Source organism: Nonomuraea lactucae (genome assembly GCF_003313395.1).
In the GTDB taxonomy this organism is placed as follows: Bacteria; Actinomycetota; Actinomycetes; order Streptosporangiales; family Streptosporangiaceae; genus Nonomuraea; species Nonomuraea lactucae.
The window spans coordinates 1-24,366 of the sequence record NZ_QNFZ01000269.1; the positions used below are offsets into that span (position 1 = coordinate 1).

At 70.5% G+C, this 24,366-nt stretch carries 17 protein-coding genes and 4 pseudogenes; 7 read left to right on the top strand and 14 right to left on the bottom strand.

Annotation, left to right across the window (positions count from 1 at the left end):
* A pseudogene (locus DQW85_RS17645) lies at positions 1–491 on the top strand (ABC transporter); the annotation flags it as partial.
* A 47-nt stretch (positions 492–538) separates the two neighbouring features.
* Positions 539–1,402, top strand: a pseudogene (locus DQW85_RS46895) (transposase); the annotation flags it as partial.
* A gap of 1,035 nt (positions 1,403–2,437) precedes the next feature.
* On the opposite strand, the pseudogene DQW85_RS17665 reads toward DQW85_RS46895, so the two are convergent.
* The 10 genes and pseudogenes from DQW85_RS17665 to DQW85_RS17710 form a co-directional block, all read right to left on the bottom strand.
* Positions 2,438–3,969 (bottom strand): annotated as a pseudogene (locus DQW85_RS17665) (dihydroxy-acid dehydratase).
* A 264-nt stretch (positions 3,970–4,233) separates the two neighbouring features.
* Positions 4,234–5,289 (bottom strand): branched-chain amino acid ABC transporter permease, encoded by a 1,056-nt coding sequence (locus tag DQW85_RS17670; RefSeq protein ID WP_113701399.1) that lies wholly within the window; start codon positions 5,287–5,289, stop codon positions 4,234–4,236.
* Positions 5,286–6,158: a branched-chain amino acid ABC transporter permease gene (locus DQW85_RS17675; protein ID WP_113701400.1), complete on the bottom strand. Its 873-nt coding sequence runs from the start codon at positions 6,156–6,158 to the stop codon at positions 5,286–5,288. Before DQW85_RS17675 ends, DQW85_RS17670 begins: the two co-directional genes overlap by 4 nt.
* Entirely contained in the window at positions 6,155–6,883 is a 729-nt protein-coding gene (locus DQW85_RS17680) for an ABC transporter ATP-binding protein (RefSeq protein ID WP_113701401.1), read from the bottom strand. Before DQW85_RS17680 ends, DQW85_RS17675 begins: the two co-directional genes overlap by 4 nt.
* Entirely contained in the window at positions 6,880–7,596 is a 717-nt protein-coding gene (locus DQW85_RS17685; protein ID WP_162795074.1) for an ABC transporter ATP-binding protein, read from the bottom strand. Before DQW85_RS17685 ends, DQW85_RS17680 begins: the two co-directional genes overlap by 4 nt.
* Positions 7,597–7,625: 29 nt before the next feature.
* Positions 7,626–8,954: an ABC transporter substrate-binding protein gene (locus DQW85_RS17690; RefSeq protein ID WP_113701403.1), complete on the bottom strand. Its 1,329-nt coding sequence runs from the start codon at positions 8,952–8,954 to the stop codon at positions 7,626–7,628.
* 134 nt (positions 8,955–9,088) lie between these two features.
* The gene (locus DQW85_RS17695; RefSeq protein WP_113701404.1) at positions 9,089–9,463 is read right to left on the bottom strand and encodes a RidA family protein; all 375 of its coding nucleotides are present in this window, start codon (positions 9,461–9,463) and stop codon (positions 9,089–9,091) included.
* The gene (locus DQW85_RS17700; protein ID WP_240197244.1) at positions 9,460–10,671 is read right to left on the bottom strand and encodes a carboxylesterase/lipase family protein; all 1,212 of its coding nucleotides are present in this window, start codon (positions 10,669–10,671) and stop codon (positions 9,460–9,462) included. The genes DQW85_RS17695 and DQW85_RS17700 overlap by 4 nt, the downstream gene beginning before the upstream one ends.
* Positions 10,653–11,546, bottom strand: a complete 894-nt coding sequence (locus DQW85_RS17705; RefSeq protein WP_113701424.1) for an MBL fold metallo-hydrolase — start codon at positions 11,544–11,546, stop codon at positions 10,653–10,655. The genes DQW85_RS17700 and DQW85_RS17705 overlap by 19 nt, the downstream gene beginning before the upstream one ends.
* Before the next feature lie 81 nt (positions 11,547–11,627).
* On the bottom strand, positions 11,628–14,264 hold the full coding sequence (locus DQW85_RS17710; RefSeq protein WP_113701405.1) for an AAA family ATPase: 2,637 nt from the start codon (positions 14,262–14,264) through the stop codon (positions 11,628–11,630).
* A gap of 6 nt (positions 14,265–14,270) precedes the next feature.
* Between DQW85_RS17710 and DQW85_RS47935 the strand changes: the two are divergent.
* The 3 genes and pseudogenes from DQW85_RS47935 to DQW85_RS17720 form a co-directional block, all read left to right on the top strand.
* Positions 14,271–15,079, top strand: a pseudogene (locus DQW85_RS47935) (nSTAND1 domain-containing NTPase); the annotation flags it as partial.
* Positions 15,080–15,121: 42 nt separating this feature from the next.
* Complete coding sequence (locus tag DQW85_RS17715) at positions 15,122–15,931, top strand: WD40 repeat domain-containing protein (protein ID WP_338043393.1); 810 nt, start codon at positions 15,122–15,124, stop codon at positions 15,929–15,931.
* A complete protein-coding gene (locus DQW85_RS17720; RefSeq protein WP_113701407.1) occupies positions 15,928–16,416 on the top strand; it encodes a WD40 repeat domain-containing protein in 489 nt (162 codons plus the stop codon). The genes DQW85_RS17715 and DQW85_RS17720 overlap by 4 nt, the downstream gene beginning before the upstream one ends.
* Positions 16,417–16,796: 380 nt before the next feature.
* Here the strand turns inward: DQW85_RS17720 and DQW85_RS17730 are convergent, their stop codons facing one another.
* From DQW85_RS17730 to tdh, 4 genes are all read right to left on the bottom strand, one after another.
* Positions 16,797–17,594 carry a phosphatase PAP2 family protein gene (locus DQW85_RS17730; RefSeq protein ID WP_205315204.1) on the bottom strand — a complete coding sequence of 266 codons (798 nt, stop codon included), beginning with the start codon at positions 17,592–17,594 and terminating at the stop codon, positions 16,797–16,799.
* 719 nt (positions 17,595–18,313) lie between these two features.
* Entirely contained in the window at positions 18,314–19,354 is a 1,041-nt protein-coding gene (locus DQW85_RS17735; protein WP_113701408.1) for a LysR substrate-binding domain-containing protein, read from the bottom strand.
* 73 nt (positions 19,355–19,427) lie between these two features.
* Positions 19,428–20,597, bottom strand: a complete 1,170-nt coding sequence (locus tag DQW85_RS17740; RefSeq protein ID WP_113701409.1) for a glycine C-acetyltransferase — start codon at positions 20,595–20,597, stop codon at positions 19,428–19,430.
* Positions 20,597–21,625 carry an L-threonine 3-dehydrogenase gene (tdh, locus tag DQW85_RS17745; protein WP_113701410.1) on the bottom strand — a complete coding sequence of 343 codons (1,029 nt, stop codon included), beginning with the start codon at positions 21,623–21,625 and terminating at the stop codon, positions 20,597–20,599. The genes DQW85_RS17740 and tdh overlap by 1 nt, the downstream gene beginning before the upstream one ends.
* A gap of 179 nt (positions 21,626–21,804) precedes the next feature.
* On the opposite strand from tdh, the gene DQW85_RS17750 reads away from it, so the two are divergent.
* Together DQW85_RS17750 and DQW85_RS17755 are read left to right on the top strand one after the other, a co-directional pair.
* A complete protein-coding gene (locus DQW85_RS17750) occupies positions 21,805–22,938 on the top strand; it encodes an ROK family transcriptional regulator (RefSeq protein WP_113701426.1) in 1,134 nt (377 codons plus the stop codon).
* Positions 22,939–23,085: 147 nt separating this feature from the next.
* Positions 23,086–24,345, top strand: a complete 1,260-nt coding sequence (locus DQW85_RS17755) for an ABC transporter substrate-binding protein (RefSeq protein WP_113701411.1) — start codon at positions 23,086–23,088, stop codon at positions 24,343–24,345.
* Positions 24,346–24,366: the final 21 nt, after the last annotated feature.

Here is a 24,366-nt window from a genome sequence, read left to right on the forward strand (position 1 = left end):
CGACCGGCCTGCCCGCGTCATGGGCGGCGGCGGTCCGCCAGGCGGCCCGCACCCGGTCGCGGGAGCTGGCCGACGCGGTCGACCGGGCCGTGGGCAGAACGTCTCTCCACGTGACCCGGCGACCACGCTGGTGGAGTGTCGTCGGCACGCTGCAGTGGCTGATCTTCGCCGCCATGATGGCCGGGGCGCTCTGGCTGGGGGCGCTGTTCGCCATGGACTACCTGCGGTTGCCCGAGCCGCCCGTGCCCACCCTCGGCGTCGTCCCCTGGCCCACCGTGCTGCTCCTCGGGGGAGCGCTGGCCGGGGTGCTGGTGGCCCTCCTGTCGCGGCTGGCCGCCTGGGCCGGCGGACGCCGCCGCGCCCGCCGTACGGCCAGGGCCCTGCGCGCGGCCATCGACCAGGTGAGCGCCGAGTACGTACTCCAGCCCGTCGAGGCCGAACTCGACAGGTACGCCCGCTTCCGCCAGGCCGTCCACCAGGCCCGCGCCTGACCACTCGCAGCCTCGCTTCGGACGAGGCGGGACCAGACTTCGTTGGCATGCAGGGTGAATGGACCGGGGAGTCGATCGGGCCGGACGTGTGGACGACCTGCCGGGAGTTGATCCCGGCAGGGAGCGTGTTCGCCTTTTTGGCCGAGCACCGTCAGGTGCTGTTCCCGGCCGAGATGTTCTCTGACATGTATCCCTCGGCCAACGGGCGGCCGAGTATGCCGCCGCAGGTCTTGGCCACGGTGCTGGTACTGCAGGCGCTGTACGGTGTCTCCGACGTTGACGCGGTCCAAGAGCTGCGCTGTGACCTGCGCTGGAAGGCCGCTTGTGGGCTCGGCCTGCACGACACCGCGTTCGATGCGTCGCTGCTGACCTACTTCCGGCGGCGTCTGGCCTGCTCGAGTGACCCCAATCGGATCTTCGGGCGGGTCAAGCGGGTGGTCGCGGAGACGGGGGTCCTGGCCGGCAGGCAGCGGCGAGCGCTGGATTCCACCGTGCTGGACGACGCGGTGGCCACTCAGGACACCGTCACCCAGATCATCGCTGCCATCCGCCGGGTTATCCGTGAGGTGCCGGGCGCGGCCGAGGCCGCGGTGGCCGGTTGTAGCGCTCATGACTACAAAGACCCGGGCAAGCATCGCATCGCCTGGCACGATCAGGTCGCACCTCAGGCGCTGGTGGATGCGCTGGTGGGTGACGCGGTCCGGCTGCTGGCCGGCCTTCCCGCCCAACCGCTGGGCGAGCGGGCCGCGAACGCGGTCGGCCTGCTGGCCCTGGTCGCTTATCAGGACGTCGAGCCTGCCGAGGACTCCGACGGCTGCGACGGCCGGTGGCGGATCGCCCGGCGGACCGTGCCGGATCGGGTGATCTCCACTGTCGATCCTGAATCCCGGCATGTGCACAAGAACCCGCACCCGTCTCCGGCTCGACCGCCAAGTGGGCCTTGTAGCCGTCCTGGTGGCCCCCGCACGGCGCAACTGGGTGCCCTGCGCGTCCTCGTCACCACTGCGAGCCGACTCGGCCACCGCCCGCCGCCCGCCCGTGACGGCAAGCTCGACCAACCGGCGTACCCGCCACAGCGGGGAGTCCGCCAGAGCATCCATACCGACCTCGGCGCCGCCGGAAAGCGGCGGGAACGCGCCAGCAAGCGGACGGCACGCGTCGGTAGGCGGCGGAAACGCGTCAGGAAGCGGTGCGAAGGCGCTGGGGCGCGGATGGCACGCGTCCGGTGGCGGAAGGTGGGAGCCTTGCAGCCGGTCATACCCGAGGTCCGCGTGGCCTCCCCATTCAGAGGGAAGGCGAAGCGTCCGCTCGGCACCCGGCACGGGCCCGACCGCGTGCGGGCGCAAGGTGGCCGCCCGGTCGGGATCCACCCGGCCGACCACGCGCACGACCAGACCCGGACAGGACGCCAGACGCCGCAGGTTCGCGGTCGCCGCTCAACTGGCCGCCGCCCTCACGGTTGAGGCCGACCGCCGGAGCCGCGACGTGTTCGGACGGCTGACCGATCCCGGCACCGATCGGTACGCGTGGGCATGGCTGGCGGCCGCGACTCACCTGGCGGCGACCGAACGGGCCTTGGTCCAGGCATCCTGGCGCGCCGACGAGGATTGGTGATCAGCTGGCATCCAGTCCGGCTTATCACTCCAGAGCATCGGTAGAGCGCGAGCCCTGGCCGTAGTCCGCGGTGGTCCAGGCACACGGTCGGCGTCGCGCACCGTGGAGCGGACCTGGTGCGTCCACATCCCGGGGCGGCTGGATCCGGCCACGACGGCCGGGGGGCTGTCAACGAGGCCGGAGTGACTCGTTGGCTTCCGCGGCCGCGGCGTGGGCGAGCGGCTCGCAGCCGGCGCGCACTGCGGCCTCCATGCCACTCCTTTCCGGCGGGTCCTGTGCCTCGGGGGGTTGCGCTCGGAGAAAGTCGAAATCGCATCCCCGGTCCGCCTGGCTCACGTGCCGGACGTACAGGCCGCGGTAACCCCGGCGCGGGACGGGCGGCGCGGCAGGGCGGTCCGACGCTCGCCGACGCAGTTCCTCGTGGTGGACGAGCAGGTCAGGCGTCCGGCGGTGACGTCGAGGAGGATGGGGTCACCGTCGCGCACCAGGCTGAGCGGGCCGCCGGCCGCCGCCTCGGGGGCCACGTGCAGCACCACCGTGCCGGACGCGGTCCCGCTCATCCGCCCGTCGGAGATGCGCACATGTCGCGCACTCCCGCGCGGTAAAGGTTGGCCGGGATCGGGATCGCGCCCGCCTCCGGCATGCCGGGCGCCCCGATCGGGCCGACGTTACGCAGGACCAGGACACTGTCCTTCGTCACGGGGAGTGCGGGGTCGTCGATCCGCGCCCGAAGGTCGTCCAGACCGTCGAAGACCACGGCCGGTCCGACGTGCCCGTCGAGTTCCGGGGTGGCGGCGCTGCGCTTGATGACCCCACCCGAAGGAGCGAGGCTGCCCCGCAGGACGGCGATGGCACCGCGGGGGTCGATGGGGTCGGTGCGGGGGCGCAGGGCTGGACCCTCGGCGGCCGGCAGGTCGCGGACGATGTCGCGCCAGGTCGTCGCGCCTGCGGTCGGCCTGTCCAGGTGCATCACGTCGGCAAGTTCCCGTACCACGGCTGGGACTCCGCCTTCCCGTTCGAGCTCCTCCAGACTGTGGGGGCCGTTGGGTCGTACCCGTACGAGCGTGGGGGTGGTCTCACTGATCCGCCGCAGTTCGTCCATCGGAACGTCGATGTCGGCGCGTCCGGCGAGCGCCTGGAGGTGAATGGCGGCGTTGGTCGAGCCGCCGACGGCGCACACCAGCCGCCATGCGTCGTGCAGTGCCTCGCGGGTGACCAGGGTCCGGGGGGCGGGGCCGCGCCGGGCGGCTTCGACCGCACGCCGGCCGGTCGCCTCGGCGACCGCCAGGCGCTGGGGTGAGGCAGCGGGCAGGAGGGCGCTTCCCGGCAGGGCGAATCCGAGGATCTCGGCGACCATGGCCAGTGTGACCGCGGTGCCCAGAACGTTGCAGACGCCCGGGGTGGGGCTGAGGCAGCCCTCCAATCGCGCCCAGGCGTCGTCGTCGATCCTGCCGGTGCGGCGTTCGTCGGCGAGCCGCCAGGAGTCGTCGATGGTCAGCGTCTGTCCCCGCCAGCCACCTGCGGCGCGGTGGCCGGAGCCGAGGGACAGGGCAGGCTTGCCGGCGCTCAGCGCCCCCACCAGCTGGGCTGCCACCGTCTTGTCGCAGCCGTTGAGCAGCACGACGGCGTCGATCGGCGAGGCTGTGATCATCTCTTCGACGTCCATCGCCATCAGGTTGCGCAGCAGCATGGTGGTCGGGTGCACCAGTGCCTCGGAGAGCGAGATCGTCGGGAACTCCAGGGCGATCCCGCCGGCGTCGGTGACTCCGCGTCTGACCGCGGAGGCGAGGTCGCGGGTGGGCAGGTTGCACGGATTGAGCTCGCTCCAGCTGGTGCAGATTCCCACTACGGGCCGTCTACGCACCTCCTCGGCGGTCAGGCCCCCGGAGCGCAGGAAAGTCCGGGCTGCGAAGCCTTGGTCCCCGTCGAGCCGGGCGCTGGTGGTCGGGGCGGCGGAGTACCGCCCGTCACCGGTGCCCGGCGCTGGGAACCGGTGGTGTCCGATGTCCGCTCTTCCTGTTCGGAGGCGGCTGCTGCACTCGTCACGTCGTCCTTCTCCTGGAGGTGGTTGTCGAACGTCACTCGCGACCGTGAGATGCCGCGGGCCTCGCCAGGCGGCGGTCGCCGGTCAGGTTCGTGTTTCGGGGCGCGCTGTTCCCTGGTGCCCGTGGACCCGTCGGGCGACAGGGAAGATCGCCAGCCCGCTCCGGCGGTCCAGCGTTCCCCACAGTCCGCGGGGCAGGTACAGCGAGACGGCGATGGCGGCGGCGCCGACGATGACGAGGTACCAGACGCCGCTCTGCGCGAAATACTTGTCGAGCAGGAAGTACACCAGGGCGCCGATCACCGGCCCCTCGACGGTGCCGATACCTCCGATGACCACCATGAAGATCATCAGGGCGGAGTACTGCACACCGAAGATCTGGCCCGGTGACGCCACGCCCAGGCCGTCGACACAGATCACCGCCCCGGCGGCGGCGCAGCCGGCGGCGGCCAGCACATAGATCACGCGCTTGCCGCGGGTCACGTCGACCCCCACCGAGTTCGCGGCGGTCTCGTCGTCCCGGATGGCCTGAAGGTCCAGCCCGAGGCGGCTGCGCAGCACCAGGTACGTGCCGAGCACGGCGGCGGCCATGACGCCGAGGGCCAGCCAGTAGGTGAAGGCTCGCCGGAGCAGCGGGTCCTCGGTGACGGCGGCGAGGCCGCGGCCACCCGCTCCGCCCAGCGAGTCGAATCGGACCACGACCAGGCGCACCACCTCCGCGATCACCCAGGTGCCCACGGCGAAGTAGCCGCCGCGCAACCGGAAGGCCAGGTAGGACAGGGGCCAGGCGACCAGGGCCACGACCGCCGACACCACGATGGTCCCGGTGTACACGTCGAGGCCGTGGTCGTTGGCCAGGAACAGAGCATAGGCTCCGAGGCCGATGTAGGCCTGCTGCCCGATGGAGACCATCCCCGCGTATCCGGCCAGCAGGTTCCACATCGAGGCCAGCGTCACCAGATAGCACAGGGTCACCAGTTCGCTGGTGAGGCCGGGCTCGACGAGGTACGGCAGGCAGGCCATGAGCAGCAACACCAGGATCGCTCCAGCCGGGCCGGCCGCAGCGGCCCGCCCGCCCCGGCTGATCTCAGGTCGGCGCAGGTCCTCGCCGGGGGTCACGACCGCGGATCGGATGGTCATGCGAGCACACTCCTGCCGAACAGGCCCTGTGGCCGGAACACCAATACGAGGAGGAAGACCACATGCCCGGCCAGCAGCGGCAGGTCCGGGGAGATCTGCGCGCCGGCCGACTGCGCGACACCGAGCACGAGACCGCCGGCGAGGGTGCCCCACAGGGAGCCGAGCCCGCCGATGACCACGGTCTCGAACGCGAACAGCACGGTGAGCTGGCCCTCGTAGGGCGTCACACCGCCCTGGCGCATGGCGTACAGGGTGCCGGCGAGGGCGACGGTGACGAGGGAGATCACTGTGGTCAGCGCGTAGATCTTCAGGTTGTCGACGCCCATCAGCCGGACGACCTCGGGGTCGTCCGCGGTTGCCCGGGTGATCCGGCCGATCTGGGTGCGATGCAGGAACAGGTGGAGGCCGGTCAGGACGAGGACAGCCGCGACGACGGTGAGCAGCGGGAACCAGCCGATGGCCAGGCCGCCGCCGAGTTCGATGCTCGCCGTGCCGAGCGCGCCGATGTTCAGCGGCTGCGCGTCGTTGCTGAAGACCTCGGCCAGGGCGTTGGGGATCATAACGGCGATGCCGAAGGTGACCATCATGGGCGCGAGTTCACTCAGCGCCATGGCCCGGTCCAGCAGGGTTCGCTGGAGGAGGTAGCCGAGGCCGCCGAGCACGGCCATCGAGACCAGCACCGTCAGCGGCACCGGTACGCCGAGGTGCAGTGTGGACACCGCGGCGGCGTACCCGCCGAGGATCATCAGGTCGCCGTGGGCGAGGTTGGCGATCCTCATCACCCCGAACATCAGGGAGAGTCCGCCGGCCGCCATGGCGAAGATCCCGCCCAGCAGCAATCCCTGGAGGATGGTGTTCACCCAGGTCATGACGTCACCTCCGGTGCGCTCACCGAGGCGGTCCCGAAGTATGCCTCGGTGACCTGGGCCCGGGTGAGCGCGGACGCGAGCCCGCTCAGCGCGATCCGGCCTTCGAGGAGGCAGCAGAGCCGGTCGGCCACCGCGAAGGTGCGCGACAGGTCCTGTTCGACCAGGACGACCGTGGTGCCCGAAGTGCGGATGTCGGGAAGGGCGGCGTAGAGCTGGTCGACGACCACCGGAGCGAGGCCGAGGGAGACCTCGTCCAGGAGCAGCAGCCGGGGGTTGCCCATCAGGGCGCGGCCGATGGCGACGGCCTGCTGCTCGCCTCCGGAGAGCCGGGCCGCCCTGCGGTCGCGGCGTTCGGCGAGCAACGGCAGCACCTCGTACACCCCCTTCAAGTCCCAGCGGCCCTTGCGGCCGGTGCCGGCGCCGACCCGTAGGTTCTCCTCAACGGTGAGCGAGGGGAACAGCCGTCGCCCCTCGGGGACCAGGCCGATCCCCGCTCGGGCGCGCCGGATGTCGGACAGGTCGGCTATGTCCGCGCCGTCGAAGCGGATGCTCCCGCGGAAGGGCCGCAGCGACCCGGCGATGATCCGCAGCAGGGTGGACTTGCCGGCCCCGTTGGCTCCCACCAGGGCGAGAAGCTCCCCCTCTGCGACGTGCAGGGATATGGCGAACAGCGCCTGGAAGTCGCCGTACCCGGCGTCGACCGCGTGGAGTTCGAGCCCTGTCACGCGAGCGCACCTCCCAGGTAAACCTCGGCCACCTCGCGGCTGGCCAGCACCTCTTCCGGTGAGCCGTCGGCGACGATCCGGCCGAATGCTAGGCAGACCAGCCGGTCGACCACCTGCACCAGGGCCTTGACGACATGTTCGATCCACATGATCGTGACGCCGGCCTGCTTGAGTGACAGCACGGTGGAGACCAGTTCGTCGGCCTCGCCTTCGGTGAGGCCGCCCGCGATCTCATCGAGCAGCAGCAGCTGCGGCGAGGTGGCCAGCGCCCGGGCCAGTTCGAGCCGCTTGCGGCCGAGCAGCGGCACGGCGCCGGCCATGGTGTTGGCGGCGCTGAGCAGGCCGGTGGCCTCCAACGAACGTAGGGCCTGCGCCGCGGCGTCCCTCCCGCGCAGGCCGGCGCCGCGTTCCGCGGCGACCAGCACGTTCTCGAAGACCGACAGGTCGCCGAAAGGGCGGGGAATCTGGTGTGAGCGTCCGATCCCCCATCGGCATCGCCGCGCGGCGGAGGTGTGGGTGACGTCGCGGCCGGCCAGCCGCACCGTGCCGCGGCTGACCTGTCCGGTCCCGGAGACGGCGTTGATCAGTGTGGACTTGCCGGCCCCGTTGGGTCCCACGATGCCCACGGCCTGGCCTGGCGGAATCGCCAGGCTCACATCGTCCAGCACCCGCAGAGTGCCGAAGCTGACGGCCAGATGCTCGACCTCCAGCAACGGCCCTCCGCGGGTACGCGCACCGTCTCTCACAGCTGCTTCGCCTTGCCGTCGAGCTTGAGGGTCGGCACCAGCGAGTTGCTGACCACCTTGAGCTCGAAGCTGCCGTCGGCGCGCCTCACCCACTGCGTACCGACGCCCGCCGTGGTCGCGACGTTCTTCACCGGGTTCGCCGCGCCGCCTCCCTGCCAGGTGAGGTGGCCGACCACGGTGTCCAGCGTCGTCCGACTGAGACACTCGGCCACCGCCTCCCGGTCCTTGGGGTCCGCCCTGGTCAGCACGCTCTGGGCGACCTCGAACAGCGCGTGGTTGAACCCCAGGCCCTGATTCCACTTGCGGCCCCTGGACAGCGGTGACCTCTCATAGCCGTCGGCGAGCTGCTGGGCGGTCTGGCCGGTGATCGTCGAGGAGAACGGGAACGCGGGAAGCCAGAACGTCGCGACGCACAGCCCGTCGCCGAGGCCGTTGGGCAGGGCGGCGACCGAGGTCTCGAACAGGACCGCTTTGGAGATCGTGGCGACCTTGGGTTGGAAATTCTGCTGGGACGCCTGCGTCCAGAAGGTGGAGAAATCCGGCGGGGCGGGGACGCCGGCCAGGATCTCCACGCCTTCCTCCTTGAATCGGGCGATCACCGAGGAGAAGTCCTTGGTGCCGTTCTCGTACGCTCCCGGGTCGACGATGGTGAACCCTCCGACACCGGTCTGTGCCCGATACCCGGCCGTCTTGTCGCGGAACGCGGCGCCGTCGGAGTCGTTGGGCCAGAGAACTCCCACCTTCTTGTTGGTGTCGAAAAGCCGCCACATGTCGGTCTCGATCCGGGCCAGCCCCTCGATACCGCTGTTGAAGTGGAAGGTGTACTTGAACGTCTTGGTCGCCGAGCCGCCCCGGCCGAAGAAGAACGCCTGCCAGGGCTCTATCGTCGAGACGCAGGGCACGCCCTCGCTCTCGCACTTCTCCGCGACGGGGTGCACGGTGTCCGGGGTCGTGGTGGCCAGCATCAGGTCGACGTTGTGCCGTGTGATGAGCTCACCGGCGATGCCGGCCGCCCGTTGCGGATCGGAGCCGGTGTCCCGGTCGAGTATCTCCACCGAGTACGTCTTCCCGCCGTACGTGAGGCCCTTCCCGAACCGCGCCCGGACCTGCTCCAGGATGTAGGCGTCACCTTCGGTGAACGCCGCGAAGGCGCCGGTGCGCGGGCTGACGTAGCCGATCCTGATGGTGGAGTCGGAGGACTGTCCCGATTTCTTGAGCCCGCCCGCGCAGGCGGACAGCAGGGGTGCGGCACCGACCGCGGCGGCGCCGAACCCCAGCGCGCGCAGGACCGTACGCCTGGCGGGCTGACTCTCGTTGTGTTGCATGCAAGGCTCCCTTGGAGGGTGTGTCCGGGGTTTCTCCGCAGACAGGCGGGTTCGAGGTTCCGAAACGAGGGCCGCGGCGGTGGTGTGTCAGCGGGTGGACGTGCCTCCCCCCATGTGGGGCCCTACCGTGTCGTTCACGGCGCGTTCACCACTGCCAGCGCGTCGATCTCGACGAGCAGGCAGTCGGGCAGCCCCACGTAGACGGTGGTCCGCGCCGGGTACGGCGCGGGCACCGCACGCTCGTACACCTCGTTCATGGCGGCGAAGTGGGAGGTGTCGGTGAGGTAGACACGCATCATGACCACGTCGTCCATGCCGGCGCCGCCTTCGGCGAGCACCGAGGCGACGTTGGCGAGCACCTGCTCGGTTTGCTCGGCGACCGTGGGGCCCGCCACCTCGCCGTCGGCGCCGACGCCGATCTGGCCGGCCACCGCCAGGATGTTCCCCTTACGAACGCCAAGGGACAGGGGCACCGTCGCGGGCGCGGTTCCGATCGTCTTCCTGCTCATGGTTTCTCCTCCTCGGTGAATCGGTGGTGCTGCCGCCAACCCGGGTCCCCCGTGGCCGCGAACCGCACCCACGCCTGGTGCACTCGCCTGGCCAGCGGCTCCGGAACCTCGGGGCCGAGCAGGCCACCGGGCCGGCACAGCTCGGGAAGGTGCGTGGTTTCGAACACGAACGGGAGCTCTACGGTGTGGCAGGCCCCGTAAGGGCCGGCACGCCAGTCGAACTCGTAGGTGCGGGCCCTGCCGTGGCGTTCGGCGAGAGCGCGGCTGCCGTCGCGGAACAGTGCGTCGATGGCCGGCGCGTCGATGCCGGGACCCGCGTAGAGGTTCGACTCCTGGGAGTTCCCGCCCACCAGTAGTTCGACGTCATGGATCACCGCCGGTTCGTCGGCCACGATCCCGAAGGCCGACAGTCCCGCGAGCGCCACCGGCGCCAGCGCGGCCGTCGCCGCGACCAGCCGCTCGTCGTCGACCTTCGCGAACGCGTCGACCGTGGGGTCGATGCCCAGATGCGCGGCGAGCGCTTTCGTGGTGGCGGCGCTCTGCCGGCGGGTCAGCAGGGCCAGACCGCCGCTCTGGCTGATCGCACGCCGGAAGAGCCCTTCGGCCTCGGGTACGCCGAGCAGCGCGCTGACGATCATCGCGCCGGCGGACTGGCCGAACAGGGTCACCTCGTCGGGGTCACCGCCGAATCCGCCGATGTTCTCCCGGACCCAGCGCAGCGCCGCCACCACGTCGAGCAGGCCCCGGTTGGCGGGGGCGCCCGGAAGGACCAGCCAGCCGGCCGCGCCCAGCCGGTAGTTCAACGTCACCAGGACCACGCCGTCCCGCGCGAACGACGATCCGTCGTACATGGGTGCCCGGCCCGTCCCGAAGACGAACGCTCCGCCGTGCACGAACACCATGACCGGGGCCCGTCCGGACGTCGAAGGGGTCCACACGTTCACCGTCAGGTGGTCGTCGCCGCGCGCCCAGCCCGGCCCCGTCAGGGGGGTGAGATCCAGTGCCCCCAGCGGTCGCCGGGGCGGCACCGGCGCGGTGGGTCCTGGCGTGCGGGCGTCCCTGACCCCTTCCCACGGCGCCGGTGGCGCCGGCGCGGCGAACCGTTCGGCGTTCACCGGCGGTGCGGCGTAGGGAATGTTCCAGAACATCTCGGGCCCGCCGCGTACCTTGCCCGCCGATGTGGCGACGATCACTGGAACGCGGCCCACTCATGAATGGCGAACCCGCCGCCGTCTCGGCGTACCTCGGCCGCGGCCGCCCCGGGGAAGTGCGCCGGCAGCACCAGCGCGTTGTTGTCGTGTGCCCATCCCAGTACGCGGCGGCGCGTGTCGCGGGCCTGCGACTCCTCCTCGTCGAAGCACGGGCTGAGGTCGGGTTCGGCGATCTGCACGGGGCTGTGCAGCAGGTCACCCACGAACACCGCGCGATCGGAGCCCGATCGCAGCGTCACGATCGAGGAGCCGGGGGTGTGCCCCGGTGCGAGCTCGACGCGCAGCAGCGCGTCGATGTCGTGGTGGTCGTCCCACAGCTTCACCTGGCCCGCCCGGTGGACGGGAGCGACGCTGTCCTCGAAGACGTTCTGCATCGCGCGCCCGGAGCGTGTGCTGTGCCCGTTCTCCGGGTTCCAGTAGTCGAACTCGGTCCGGGAGATCAGGTAAGTGGCGTTGGGGAAGGTGGGCACCCACTCGCGTCCGGCGAGCCGGGTGTTCCAGCCCACGTGATCTCCGTGCAGATGCGTGCACACAACGGTGTCGACGTCCTCGGGGCGCACCCCGGCGCGGGCGAGGTTTCCGATGAAGTCGGTGGCCAGATGACCGAATACCGGTACATACGGGCGTTCCTTGCCGTTTCCCGGCCCCATGTCGATGAGGATCGTTCTGCCATCGCTGCGCACGACCCAGGTCTGCATCGCCGTGAAGATCACGTCGGACCCGGGCTCCCAGAAGTCCGGGGTCAGCCAGTCTTCATGGGCTGACCACAGCGCACGATCACTGTCCGGAAAGACCGCTTCTCGCGGAAACGGCATGACGGCCACCTCGACCACCCGGGTGATCTCGACGGCTCCCAAAGTGACGGAATCCATGCCGGCGAGTGTGCGCGGCGAGGCGACCACACCGGTATCAGTAGCGTTACTGCACCTACGCCGGCGCCATGCGATGCTCCCTCAGCCCTGCGCCGCGGAGGGCAGGGGCGGGTCGGCCGTGCGTCCCGTCCGAGAGCCGTCGACCAGGTCGCGCAGCTGAGCTCGTGTGGTGATGCCCAGCTTCGGATAGCTGCGGTACAGATGAGAGGCGACCGTGTGCGGGGACAGAAACAGGTGTTCGGCGATTTCGCGGTTGGTCAGGCCGCGTGCCGCGAGCCGGATGATGTGCTGCTGCTGAGGCGTGAGCATGGTGAGCGCCTCGGGGGTGGCGGGCTGGGTGTCGACTCCGGCCGCGCGAAGCTCCTCCTGGGAGCGTTCGGCCCAGGGCCGTGCGCCCAGGCGTTTGAAGGTCTCCGCGGCTGCGAGAAGTTTGGGCCGGGCCTCGGCGATACGTCGCTGGCGGCGCAGCCACTGGGCGTACTCGAGCATGATGACCGCGCGTTCGAACGGCCGTTGCTCGCCCGCCGGTTCGTCGAGGGCGGCCTCGAAGTGCGCCTCGACGTCCTCTAGGCCGAGCAGAGCCCTGCTTCGGTGGAGCCGCATGCGAATATGTGGTGAGGCGTCGCCGGACAGGCGTTTCGCCGCGCGATCGATGATGTCGACCGCCTCCTGCCGGTGTCCGGTGCGGACCGCGGCGGCCGAGAACTCGGCGAGGGCGGCGTAGGAACAGTAGTAGTGGACGGGTCGGCCGTCGTCGGTGAACTGCGAACGGAACTGCGTATAGGCCGTCTCGTGGTCTCCGTCGGCGACCGCTGTCATGCCCAGCGCCCAGCGCGCCTGGGCGGCGACGGCGCGGCTGTGCAGCGGGTCGATGGACCGCAATGCCTGTTCGGCCAACGCCCGCGCGGTGGGGGTGTCGCCGGTCAGAGCGAGCGTCGCGGCTTCCAGCGCCATCGCGGCCGCACCCAGGTGGGCGAGCCCCGCCTCGTCGGCCAGGGACCGCGTGTCCGCCGCTACGAGCCTCGCCTGCGCCCAGCGGCCGTGGTCGAGATAGGCCCAGCCGGACGCGCAACCCAGCTTGGCGGGAAGCCGGCCGGTGGCGCGCCACCGGTGCAGGGCATCGTCGAAGATCCGCACAGCGAGCGAGGTCTCATCCAGCATCCATGCCATCGTGCCGAGCGCCATCAGCCGCCCGGGGTCCCCGTCGGCGGCGCTCACCAGGGTGGACAGGCGCGCGGCCATCTCGGACCTGTGTTCGAACGGGTCGGTCACCACCGCCGTCCACGGGTCGCCCGCGGCCTGGCGGTACACCGTCGCACGCATCTGTTCGTCGCCGGAGTAGAAGGCGACCACAGCGGCCGATGCGCAGGCCTCGCCGGCACTGGCGGGATCACGGGCGGACTCCTCGAGCAGCGAGTAGGCCCTGTCGTGTTGGGACGTCAGCGTGAGCACCTGCCCGACTCTGAGCGCGGCCGCCGCCAGCGGCGACGGTTCGTCGGTGACTGTCGCGACCCGGCTCGCGAGCCGCTCCACCCAGGAGGGTTGTCCGGTGAACAACGCGTCGCCCGCGGCGAGCACCAGACGGCGGGCACGCTCGTGCGGCGTCGTGCTCAGTTCCGCGGCACGTTCCAACGCCGTGGCCGCCGCGCTGTAGCCGCCACGCAGCCGGGCGGTGGCGGCGGTGTCCTCCAGCGTGGTGGCCACGGTGTCGTCGGGGCCCCGCGCGGCCGCGGCGAGATGCCAGGCACGCCGGTCCGGCTCGGAGCGCAGCAGGTCGGCGAGTTCCAGGTGTGCCCTGCGCCTGGTCTCCAGCGGGGCGCGGTGGTAGACCGCCGATGCCGCCAGGCTGTGGCGGAAGCGGAGGCGTGTCCCGGTGATGCGGATCAACCCGGACCGCTCCGCGGGCGCCAGCGCCTCGGCGTACCTGGTGGTGACCAGATCCGAGGTCTCCGCCGCGGCGAGCAGCAGCGCGTGCCGGGTCGCGGCGGGCAGCGCGTCGAGGTCGGCGGCGAAGATCCGTTCAAGACGCTCGGTCGGCGGAAGCACGTCCACGTCGGTGTCGGTGGTGTCCGCCCGGGCGAGTTCGATCAGGGCCAGAGGATTGCCGGCCGCCTGGCTGAGGATGAGTGCACGGCGCCGTTCGCCGGGCGGACGGGGCTGGGCGTCGAGCAGCAGGTTGGCGGCCCGCCTGTCAAGCGGCCCGAGTTCGAGGGTCGGAAGTCCCGGCAACGCCGCCTGTTCCCGAGTGGCGGCGAGTACCGCAAGGGGCTCCTCGCCGATACGCCGGGCGGCGAAGGCCAGCATTTCGCGGGAGTCGGCGTCGAACCACTGGACGTCGTCGGCGACGACGAGGACCGGGGTGTGCTGGGCGAGTCCGGAGAGCAGCTCGAGCACCGCGACGCCGATGATCAGCCGGTCGGGGGCGGTGCCGCCATCGACAGAGCCGACCGCTGTTAGCAGGGCCGAACGCTGCCGCGGGGACAGTGCGCCGGCCTCGTGCAGCACCGGGCGCAGTAGCTGGTGGAGTGCGGCAAAGGGGATGTTGGTCTCGTTGGGCGCGCCGTCCGCCCGCAGTACACGGCGCCCGCCCGACGCCCTCAGGGCGGCGAGTTCGAGCATGGTCGACTTGCCCGACCCCGCCTCGCCGGTGAGCACCAGACTGCCGCTGGCCAGGGCGAGGACCGCGGCGGCCTCTCGGTCCCTGCCAACCATCGTCATAGCGAGATGCTAGCTCCAACTGTGGTGACGCGACTTCTGCCCGGGAGTAAGGGGCGCCCCGAACCGGATGGTACATGTACGAATTGCGGACCGGGTGCCGGCGGTCGCCCGGTGGATCACCCCGGTGCCGGAGCGCTCCTGGTGAAGTCGGGTCACGGGTTGGCCGTTGTGCTGCGGGAGGCGGTGGCCGGCCCAGTGCGTGTGGTGGCCACCCTCCGCTCGGTGTTCCTCGACGATCTACGGACTCTCCCCGGCCTGACAGGCATACCTCTGGACACCTACGTGTTGGGCCCGTTGGACAAGGACATGCTCCGCCTGGCCATCGAAGGACCGGCGCAGATCGCAGGGCTGCGGATCGAGCCGGAACTGGTGGCCGCCTGGTCGCCGACACCGGCGGCGGAGAGGCCCTGCCGCTGCTGGCCTTCACCCTCCAGCAGCTCGTCGAGGGTCTGTCGCGTGGCGAAGCCCTCTCGGCGGACCGGTACGACAGCCTGGGCGGAGTCCACGGCGCCCTGGCCAGGCGGGCGGACGCCGCGCACGCCACGGCCATCACGCGCAGCGGTCTCAGCGGTCAGCAGATCCTGGCCGGCCTGGTGCGGCTGACCGCTCTCGACAGCGCCGGGCGGCACACGCGCCGCCGCATCGGCTACGCCACCCTGCCGGACCGGTTGCAGGCCGCCGCGGACGTCTTCGTCGACCACCGGCTGCTCACGACCGCCCCCGACGAGCACGGCACCTGGATCGCGGTGGCCCACGAAGCGATGCTCACCGCCTGGCCCCCGTTGGCCAACGCGATTTCCGAGCGTGCTGTCGCCCTGCACACCGCGCGGTCCGTGGAGCAAGCCGCCGGCGACTGGATGAACGCCGGCCGACCCGAGCTTTTCCTGTGGGACGCGGAACGGGTCGGCGCCACCGTGACGAATCTGACCCTTCCCGGTACCCCTGCCGATGAGGCACCCTCGATCGTCGACCTGGCCCCTGAAGCACGCGCCTTCCTGATCGCGAGCCGCGAGCGCGCCGCGGCGACCGCCCGAACTGGCCTTCAGCCCCGCCGGGCGCGTCCTGGCCACCGCCAGCTTGGACAAGACCGTAATCTTGTGGGACATCACCCACCCCTCCAAACCACGCCTGCTCGGCCCCCGCTCAGCGCTCACGCCAGGGGAGTGGAGGGTGTGGCCTTCAGTCCCAACGGTCACACTCTCGCCACCGGCGGCGCGGACAATACGGTGATCCTGTGGGACGTGGCCGATCCCACCCGCCCGCGGCGACGCGGGCCACCGCTGAACGGCTACACGCTGGACGTGCATTCCGTGGCGTTCAGCCCCGATGGCCGTACGCTGGCCACCGCGAGTGCGGACAACAAGGTGGTCCTGTGGAACGTCTCCCACCCCGCTCGGCCCCGCCGGCTCGGCAGGCCGTTCACCGGCCACGCCGAGTCGGTGCGACCGGTGGCGTTCAGTCCGGACGGACGCATCCTCGCCGTCGCCGGCTCGGACAGCATCTACAGCGGCGTGGGCAACCACTCGGTGATCCTTTGGGACGTCACCGATCCCGCCACCCCCCGCAAGTACAGCCCACCCCTGACCGGCCATAAGAGCCCCATACATGCCATGGCGTTCAAGCCTGGCGGCCGATCCTGGCCAGCGCGGACACGAGCGGCGCAGTGATCGTCTGGGACGTCGCCGATCCAGCGGCCCCCCGCCCGCTCGGCCGCCCGTTCACCGCGTACTCCGGCTGGGTGTTCTCCCTGGCGTTCCGTCCCAAGGACGGTCACACCCTGGTCACCGGAGGCTGGAACGGCGCCGTGATCCTGTGGGACGTGACCGACCCCGCCCACGCCAGGGAGATCAGCCGCGCGCCGACCGGCCACATCAACGCGGTCGACGACGATGACTGGCAGCCGAACACGGTTGAGGCGGTCGCCTTCAGCCCCGATGGTCGCACCATGGCCACCGCCGGCGAGGACAAGAACCTGTCGGGGTTACGGCGTATTCAGCGCCGCGTCGATGGCTGCGCCATTGCGCTCCAGCCATGGCTCGCGCCGCTTGATCTGGTCACCGACGCCCTCATCCCATATCCTCGCCCAGCCGCCGCTCCCGCGTCGATGCCGAGGAACCGCGGAGCGCCCCCGAAACCGATCTCCTCCAGATAGCGCAGCAGCGCGTGGACGAGCGGGGCATTGGGGCCGACCGGCCGGCGCACCCTGTCGCCCACACGCGCGACCCCCCTCGGTGACGTCACCGCCGACGAGCGGGATCTCGGGATGGGGCTCGGGGGATTCGACGTACGCGAAGGAGTTCATCCTCTCTTGGGGGTCGTCAGCATCGGTGAGCATCCCCGCAGTATCACGACATCGTCAGCGTCTGCCAACCGAATACCCGAGTCGCGCATCGCGGGACACATCGGGAAACGTTCACTTCCGCTCTGGGAAGCGATCTTAAGAAGGCTCGGCTGGTGTCGGGCCGCTGGCGGAGCAGGGAAAGCGCGCCGCTGGCATGGCGAAGCACAAGTGATCGTCTCCGGCGACGGCTTTCATGCGACTGTCCGCTGGCCCTCGGCGAGGCGGCCCCACACTGCTACAACAGCGATGGAGATGACGAGCAACGCGACACTTCCGGCGATGTCGAGCACGTAGTGGTTCCCTGTGGTGAGCACGACTGCCGCCATGCCCAGCGGGAAGATCCACGGTAGCAACGCCAATCGCGGATGGGAGCCGCGCAGCGCGAACCACGCGGCGTATCCGCACCACAACGACCATCCCACATGCATGCTGGGCATTGCAGAAAACAGGTTCCGGCCGCTGCTGAGGTCTCGTGTGGCATGGCCGCTGCCCAGGATGTCGTGCTCGGCAATGATGTCGACGATGCCCGGTAGGGCGAACCGTGGGGGCGACATGGGCAGCGCCCAGAAAACGGGCAGCACGAGGAGGGTCATCACGATGAGGGTCCGGCGGACCCTGACGTAGACCTCGGCATGCTGGACGAAGACCCACACCAGCACACCGATGATCACGATGTAGTACAGGCGGTAGTAGGACACCGCCGGCTGGATCAGGGCCGGATGGCCGCTCAGCCACTGGTTCGCCCCCAACTCGATGTCCAGGTGCAGGGCGCGCTCGATGGACTGCAGGATCAGAGCGTTGGCGGTGGCGGCCGCGACGTCCTTCCCGGCGGCGGCATGGAGCCGCGAGAAGATCAGGATCACCAGTAGCAGGCCGGCCACTTCGACGAGCGGGGCGGGGCGCCCGCCCACTTTTCCGACCTGTACGGCTGACCGGGCACGGGCAGCCAGACGCGATAATAGGCCAGCGGCCACCTCAGGCGGGCTCACGGGGTCACACTAACTCACCCGCTTCGGCATGGGCCGGGCCACGGGAACCGCCCCACCACCGGCGACAGTCGATTCTCATCAGTGACGGTCATCTCCCGCGCGTCGAGACCGCCTGGAGTGTGCCAGCAGCTGACATGTGCACCAGGGGGTGAGGCCAGGTCGCGCGCCACCTCCGCACAGTTGGTGTCGTAGGTCTCCTTCGTGTTCTTCTGACGTAATCGCGTCATTTCCCAGGTCGACCGGCCGACGGCCTACTCCCAGCTGCGTCGCTTTCGGGGCGGCGGTTAGCGGGCGGCGGTGGTCTGGGGCCGGCCCGAGATGGTGTCCAAGGCAATGGGGAACGTTCGCCCGTCGGCCACCCGGATCTCAACCGAACTCGGCCCCGTCGCAGCGCTCTGCCTCCCATGCGGACCGGCGACTGGCTGCTCAAGGTGGGTTCGCGGGTCGCGGGCACGTTCGAGGATCCGGATGTCGCGGTGAAGTGGTTGCGCGAGCAGTACGAGCTGGTGAGAGGCACGCTGCTTCATCCGGAGCGGGTAGGTGTGGAGGAGCGGTTGGAGTGGCCGGATGATTGTGGCTCCATGTCGCTGCCGCAACTCGCCAAGGCCGGGTCCGGGGGCCGGGAGGCCACCCGGCAAAGGGGATGGGGGGAGCTCGGCTCCCCCGTCGGGCGTCTTTCGCGCGCAGCGCTGGCGTGGCGAGGGCAATGCCTTGGGGGTTTAGGGGGTTTTGAGGGGGTCTGCGGTGGTGTGGAGGGTGTCGAGCAAGGGGGCGAGGAGCGGGTGGGATTCGGCGCCTCGACGGACGGCGGCGAAGACGCGGCGTTCCGGGCCGGGCGCGGGGCGTACGACGATCCCGGAGGGTGCCATGTCGCGCAGTGCCAGCCGGGGTACGAGCGCCACCCCCGCGCCCGCGGCCACCAGCGCGACCACGGCCCGGAAGTCGTCCGAGCAGTGTGCGAATCTCGGCGTGAAGCCCGCCTGCTCGCAGGCGAAGGCGATCACGTCGTGGACCGGGTTGCCCGGGTACGGGCCGATCCAGGTCTCGCCGCCCAGGTCCGACAGTGTCAGCGTGTCCAGTGCCCCGGATGCGTCCGAAGCCCCCACCGCCCCCAGCGTCCACGCGGGTGACGAGCCGAGCAAGGGCTCTGGGCTGGGGGCGGGCGATGGGCCGGGTGTGGACGGTGGCCCGGACATGCCGCTGGGAAGGGGCGTGGCGATGGGATGGTCGCCGGGGAGGACCAGGTCGAACGGCTCCGCGTACAGGGGGAGGCGCGACAGGCGGCGGTCGGCGGCGTCCGGGGCGCCGCGATACTCGACCGCGATCGCCAGGTCCGCCTCGCCGTCGAGGAGCATGGCCAGGCCCTGGTCGCCCTCCGCGTCCCGTACGCGGACCTGGAGGCCGGGCGCCTTCTCGCGGAGGGTGGCGATGGCGGGCGCGAGGACGGCGCTGATCGCGGTGGCGAAGCAGGCCACGGTGATCTCACCCGCCTCGCCGGTCGTGTAGGCGGCGACCTCGGCCTGGGCGCGTTCGAGCTGGGCGAGCACCTCGTTCGCGTGGCGCAGCATGATCTTGCCCACGGCCGTGAGGCGAACCCCGCGGCCGTCGCGGGTGAAGAGGCGGTGGCCCACCTCGTGTTCGAGCGCCACGAGCTGCTGCGACACGGCCGACGGGGTCAGGTGGAGGGCGGCGGCCGCGGCGGTGACCGTGCCGTGGTCGGCCACCGCGCGCAGCGTGCGCAGGCGCCGCGTGTCTATCACGCAGTGAGGATATCCAGGCGCCCCAAATACCAGGGCGCACTGTCATCCACCCCAGGCCATCCCGGGGCGGTGGTCAGCCGCGAGCCTGTACGAAGGCCGCCACCGCGTGGTCCACGTCCTCGGCCGAGTGCGCGGCCGAGAGCTGGACGCGGATCCTGGCCTGGCCGTGCGGCACCACGGGGTAGGAGAAGCCGATCACGTAGACGCCCAGGTCGAGCAGGCGTTCGGCCATGGCGCCCGCCTTGGCGGCGTCGCCGATCATGACGGGCACGATCGGGTGGTCGCCGGGCAGGATGTCGAACCCGGCCCGCGTCATCTCGCCGCGGAACCGGGCCGTGTTCGAGCGGAGCCGTTCGCGGGCCTCGCCGGAGGTCTCCAGCAGGTCGAGGATGCGCAGCGAGGCGGCGGCGATGGCCGGGGCGAGGGAGTTGGAGAAGAGATAGGGGCGCGAGCGCTGGCGCAGCAGCTCGCAGATCTCCTCGCGCGCCGAGACGTAGCCGCCGCTGGCCCCGCCGAGGGCCTTGCCGAGCGTGCCGGTGATGATGTCGACCCGGTCGGTGACCCCGTGCAGCTCGGGCGTGCCCCGGCCGGTGGGGCCGACGAAGCCGACGGCGTGGGAGTCGTCGACCATGACCATCGCCTCGTACCGTTCGGCCAGGTCGCAGATCTCCGCCAGCGGCGCGAGGTAGCCGTCCATGGAGAACACGCCGTCGGTGACGATCAGCCTGCGCCGGGCGTCCGTCGCCTCCTTCAGCCTGGCCTCCAGCTCGGCCATGTCGCGGTTGGCGTAGCGGAGGCGGCGGGCCTTGGACAGGCGGATGCCGTCGATGATGCTCGCGTGGTTGAGCGCGTCGGAGATGACGGCGTCCTGCGCGTCGAGCAGCGTCTCGAACACGCCGCCGTTCGCGTCGAAGCAGGAGCTGTAGAGGACGGTGTCCTCCATGCCCAGGAAGTCGGACAGGCGTGCTTCGAGCTCCTTGTGCACCTGCTGGGTGCCGCAGATGAACCGGACGGAAGCCATGCCGAAACCCCACCGGTCGAGCGCCTGCTTGGCCGCCTCGATCACGGCCGGGTGGTCGGCCAGGCCGAGGTAGTTGTTGGCGCAGAAGTTCAGCACCTCGCGCCCTGCCACGCTCACGTTGGAGCTCTGGGGGGTGGTGATCACGCGCTCGGGCTTGAGCAGCCCGGCCTCGTTGATCTCGACGAGCGTCGTACGCAGCTGCTCGCGCACGTTCGTGAACATCAAACGCTCCAATCCAGGATGACTTTGCCGGTGCGGCCGCTCGCGGCGGTGTCGAAGGCGGCGTCGAAGTCGTGGTACGCGAACCGGTCGGTGATCACGGGGGACAGGTCGAGTCCTTTCTCCAGCAGGACCGACATGTTGTACCAGGTCTCGAACATCTCCCGGCCGTAGATGCCCTTGATGGTGATCATGGAGGTGACGACGGTGGCCCAGTCGACGGCGAACTGCTCGGCCGGCAGCCCCAGCATCGCGATCTTCCCGCCGTGGGTCATGTGCGCGATCATGTCGCGCATCGCCTGCGGGTTGCCCGACATCTCCAGGCCCACGTCGAAGCCCTCGCGCATGCCCAGCCGGCGCATCCCGTCGGCGATCGGGGCGCGGGCGACGTTGAGCGCCAGGCTGACGCCGAGCTTGGCGGCGAGTTCCAGCCGCTCGTCGCTGACGTCGGTGATGACCACGTTGCGGGCGCCGACGTGGGTGGCCACCGCGGCGGCCATCAGCCCGATCGGGCCGGCGCCGGTGATCAGCACGTCCTCGCCGACCAGCGGGAAGGACAGCGCGGTGTGCACCGCGTTGCCGAACGGGTCGAAGATGGCGGCCACGTCCGGGTCGACCGGCACCCGGTGCACCCACACGTTGGCCGCGGGCAGGCTCACGTACTGGGCGAACGCGCCGTCGCGGTGCACGCCCAGGCCGATGGTGTTGCGGCACAGGTGGCGGCGGCCGGCCATGCAGTTGCGGCAGGTGCCGCAGACCAGGTGGCCCTCGCCGCTGACCAGGTCGCCGACGGCGACGTTGTCCACTCCGGGGGCGGTCTGGACGACTTCGCCGCTGAACTCGTGTCCCACGATGAGGGGAAGCGTCAGGGTGTGGCGCGCCCAGTCGTCGAACTTGCGGATGTGCAGGTCGGTGCCGCAGATCCCGGTGCGCAGCACCTTGATCAGCACCTCGCCGGGCCCGAGTGTGGGCTCCGGCACGTCGACCAGCCACAGGCCGGCCTCCGCCCTCTCCTTGACCAGCGCTTTCATGACCTGAATCCCCCCTCATCGAACCTAACGCACTGTGCCCCTTCCCCCCGGGACGTGTCCATCGAGGGATTCTTAAGTGCCCCCACAGCTCCGCTTCACGCCGCGCCCCTGCCGGACGGATTACACAACCAAGTTCGTTAAGTAAGATGACGGGTCGGACGGCTGACATGGAGGTCTCGGTGCGACAGCAGAGCGGCGACGCCTCCCTCCTGCGCAGGCTCAACTCCGCCGCGATCCTGCGCATCCTGCGCGAGGCGGATGTCGTGACGTTGAGCGAGCTGGCCAGGGCGGCCCGAGTCTCCAGACCGACCGCCGAAGTGATCGTCGAGGACCTGCTGGCCGAGGGCTGGGCCGAGGAGTGCGGTGAGGAGCCGGGCGACCGCCAGCGTGGCAGGCCCGCCAAGAGGTTCAGGTTCCGCGCGGCGGCCGGGCACGTGGCCGGGGTGGGCATCGGGGGTTCCTCGCTGCGCGCCATGGTGGCCGACCTCAACGGGACGATCGTCGCCGGCCGCCGGGTGCCGGCCCACACCGCGCTGTCCGTCGCCGAACGGCTCGACGCCGTCGCCGAGCTGGTCGTCGCCGTCGCGGCGGAGGCGGGCCTGTCCGTGCCCGACCTCGCCGCGGTCGGAGTCGGCACCACAGGCGTGGTCGACGGGGCGGGCCGGGTCGTCAAGAGCGTCGTCCTGCCCGGCTGGACCGGCCTCGATCTGCAGGGCGAGCTGAGCAGGCGGCTTCCGGCGCCGGTGCTGGTGGAGAACGACATGCGCCTGGCCGTCATCGCCGAGCACTGGCGGGGCGAGGCGCGCGGGCTCAACGATGTGATCTACCTGTTCACCGGCGACCGGCTCGGTCTCGGCCTGCTGATCGGCGGCCGGCCGCACCGCGGCGCGCACGCCGCCTCCGGGGAGATCGGGCGGCAGGCGGGCGACCACTGGCTGGCCTTCAAGCACGTCGCCGACTACGCGATGGCGGTGGAGCCGGGGGAGTTGCGCTCGCACCGGCAGGCGGCCGAGTTCGCCATCGCCCGCGCCCGGGCCGGCGACGAGAAGGCCGCGCTGGCCGTCAGCGGCTTCGCGCGCCACCTCGGCGAGGGCCTGCTCACCGTCGTCAACCCGCTCGATCCCGAGATGGTGGTGGTCGGCGGCAGCCTGGCCAGGGCCGGTGACCTGATCGTCGCCCCCATCCAGGCGTACTTCGACGAGACCTGTCTCTACCCGCCCCGGGTGGTGCCCTCGGGCCTGGGGAGCGACTGCATCACGGTGGGGGCCGTCAGGTGGGCCCTCGATCACGCGGACACCCACCTCTTTTCGTAGAGGGCTTAGTTAATTCGGTCACGAAGCTGTCACGAAGAGGTCGCTGACGCGCATCTTCTGCGAGATCATGCTCATTTATCTATAGTTGTTTTCATAATTGAGCGCTATCTTCCAGTCACTCGTACAGACCCGACAGATGGGGACGACATGACAGGGAAGACGTGGGCGCTGGTATGCGCCGGTGCGCTCGTGGCGGGACTCGCGGGATGCTCCTCGTCTGACGGGGGAGCGTCCGGCGGCAAGGTCACGCTGACCTATGCCTACTGGGACAACGAGAACCAGGGCGCGGCGATGACCAAGATCGCCCAGGAGTTCACCAGGACGCACCCGAACATCGAGGTGAAGCTCCAGTTCACGCCGAACAAGGAGTACTGGACCAAGCTGCAGACCGCCGCCGCGGGCGGCACCGCGCCGGACGTGTTCTGGATGAACGGGCCGCGCATCGGCCTGTACGCCTCGCAGGGCGCCCTCCTGCCGATCTCCGACCAGGTCGCCAGGGACAAGGTCGACATGGGCAAGTACCCCAAGTCGCTGGTCGACCTCTACACCCTGGACGGCAAGCGGTACGGCATCCCGAAGGACTTCGACACCATCGGCCTCTGGTACAACAAGGATCTCTTCGACGCCGCCAAGGTGAAGTACCCCGACGCGTCGTGGACCTGGGACGACGTGCGCGCGGCGGCCAAGAGGCTGACCGACCCGGCCAAGGGCGTCCACGGCATCGGGGCGATGGCCTGGCCGCAGGAGCTCTACTACAACACGATCTTCCAGGCCGGCGGCTACGTCATCTCCGACGACAAGAAGAAGTCCGGCTACGACGACCCGGCCACCATCGAGGGGCTCAGGTTCTGGAAGGACCTGCTCGACCAGAAGGTGTCGCCGACGGTCCAGCAGATGACCGACAACGACCCCATCGAGATGTTCAAGAGCGGCAAGCTCGCCATGTGGTACGACGGCTCGTACGACGCCCCGCAGTACGCCAGGACCGAGGGCCTCGACGCCGACGTCGCGCCGCTGCCCGCCGGCCCCAAGGGCAAGGCCACCGTCATCCACGGCCTGGCCAACGTCATCTACGCCAAGACCGAGCATCCCCGGGAGGCCTGGGAGTTCCTGAAGTTCCTCGGCTCGGAGCAGGCTAACAAGATCCAGGCCGAGTCGGGCGCGGTGATCCCGGCCTACGAGGGCCTGCAGGACTCCTGGGTCAAGTCGATGCCCGAGCTCAACCTCCGGGCGTTCATCGACCAGCTCCCGGACGCCAGGCCGTACCCGGTCTCGAAGAACACCGCCGCGTGGTCGGCTCCGGAGGTCGACGCGATCACCAAGGCGTTCTCGGACGGCCAGGACGTCGAGGCGGTCGCCAAGCAGTTCGCGGCGACCATGAACGCGGCCCTGTCGCAGGAGAAGTGAGCGCAGGAGAAGTGAGCGCCG

What these genes read in the sequence shown, in the direction of transcription:
- DQW85_RS17670 (WP_113701399.1), bottom strand. Translation starts at nt 5,289, where the DNA reads ATGACCATCCGATCCGCGGTCGTGACCCCCGGCGAGGACCTGCGCCGA.
- DQW85_RS17675 (WP_113701400.1), bottom strand. Translation starts at nt 6,158, where the DNA reads ATGACCTGGGTGAACACCATCCTCCAGGGATTGCTGCTGGGCGGGATC.
- DQW85_RS17690 (WP_113701403.1), bottom strand. Translation starts at nt 8,954, where the DNA reads ATGCAACACAACGAGAGTCAGCCCGCCAGGCGTACGGTCCTGCGCGCG.
- DQW85_RS17695 (WP_113701404.1), bottom strand. Translation starts at nt 9,463, where the DNA reads ATGAGCAGGAAGACGATCGGAACCGCGCCCGCGACGGTGCCCCTGTCC.
- DQW85_RS17705 (WP_113701424.1), bottom strand. Translation starts at nt 11,546, where the DNA reads ATGGATTCCGTCACTTTGGGAGCCGTCGAGATCACCCGGGTGGTCGAG.
- DQW85_RS17710 (WP_113701405.1), bottom strand. Translation starts at nt 14,264, where the DNA reads ATGACGATGGTTGGCAGGGACCGAGAGGCCGCCGCGGTCCTCGCCCTG.
- DQW85_RS17715 (WP_338043393.1), top strand. Translation starts at nt 15,122, where the DNA reads ATGAACGCCGGCCGACCCGAGCTTTTCCTGTGGGACGCGGAACGGGTC.
- DQW85_RS17740 (WP_113701409.1), bottom strand. Translation starts at nt 20,597, where the DNA reads ATGTTCACGAACGTGCGCGAGCAGCTGCGTACGACGCTCGTCGAGATC.
- tdh (WP_113701410.1), bottom strand. Translation starts at nt 21,625, where the DNA reads ATGAAAGCGCTGGTCAAGGAGAGGGCGGAGGCCGGCCTGTGGCTGGTC.
- DQW85_RS17755 (WP_113701411.1), top strand. Translation starts at nt 23,086, where the DNA reads ATGACAGGGAAGACGTGGGCGCTGGTATGCGCCGGTGCGCTCGTGGCG.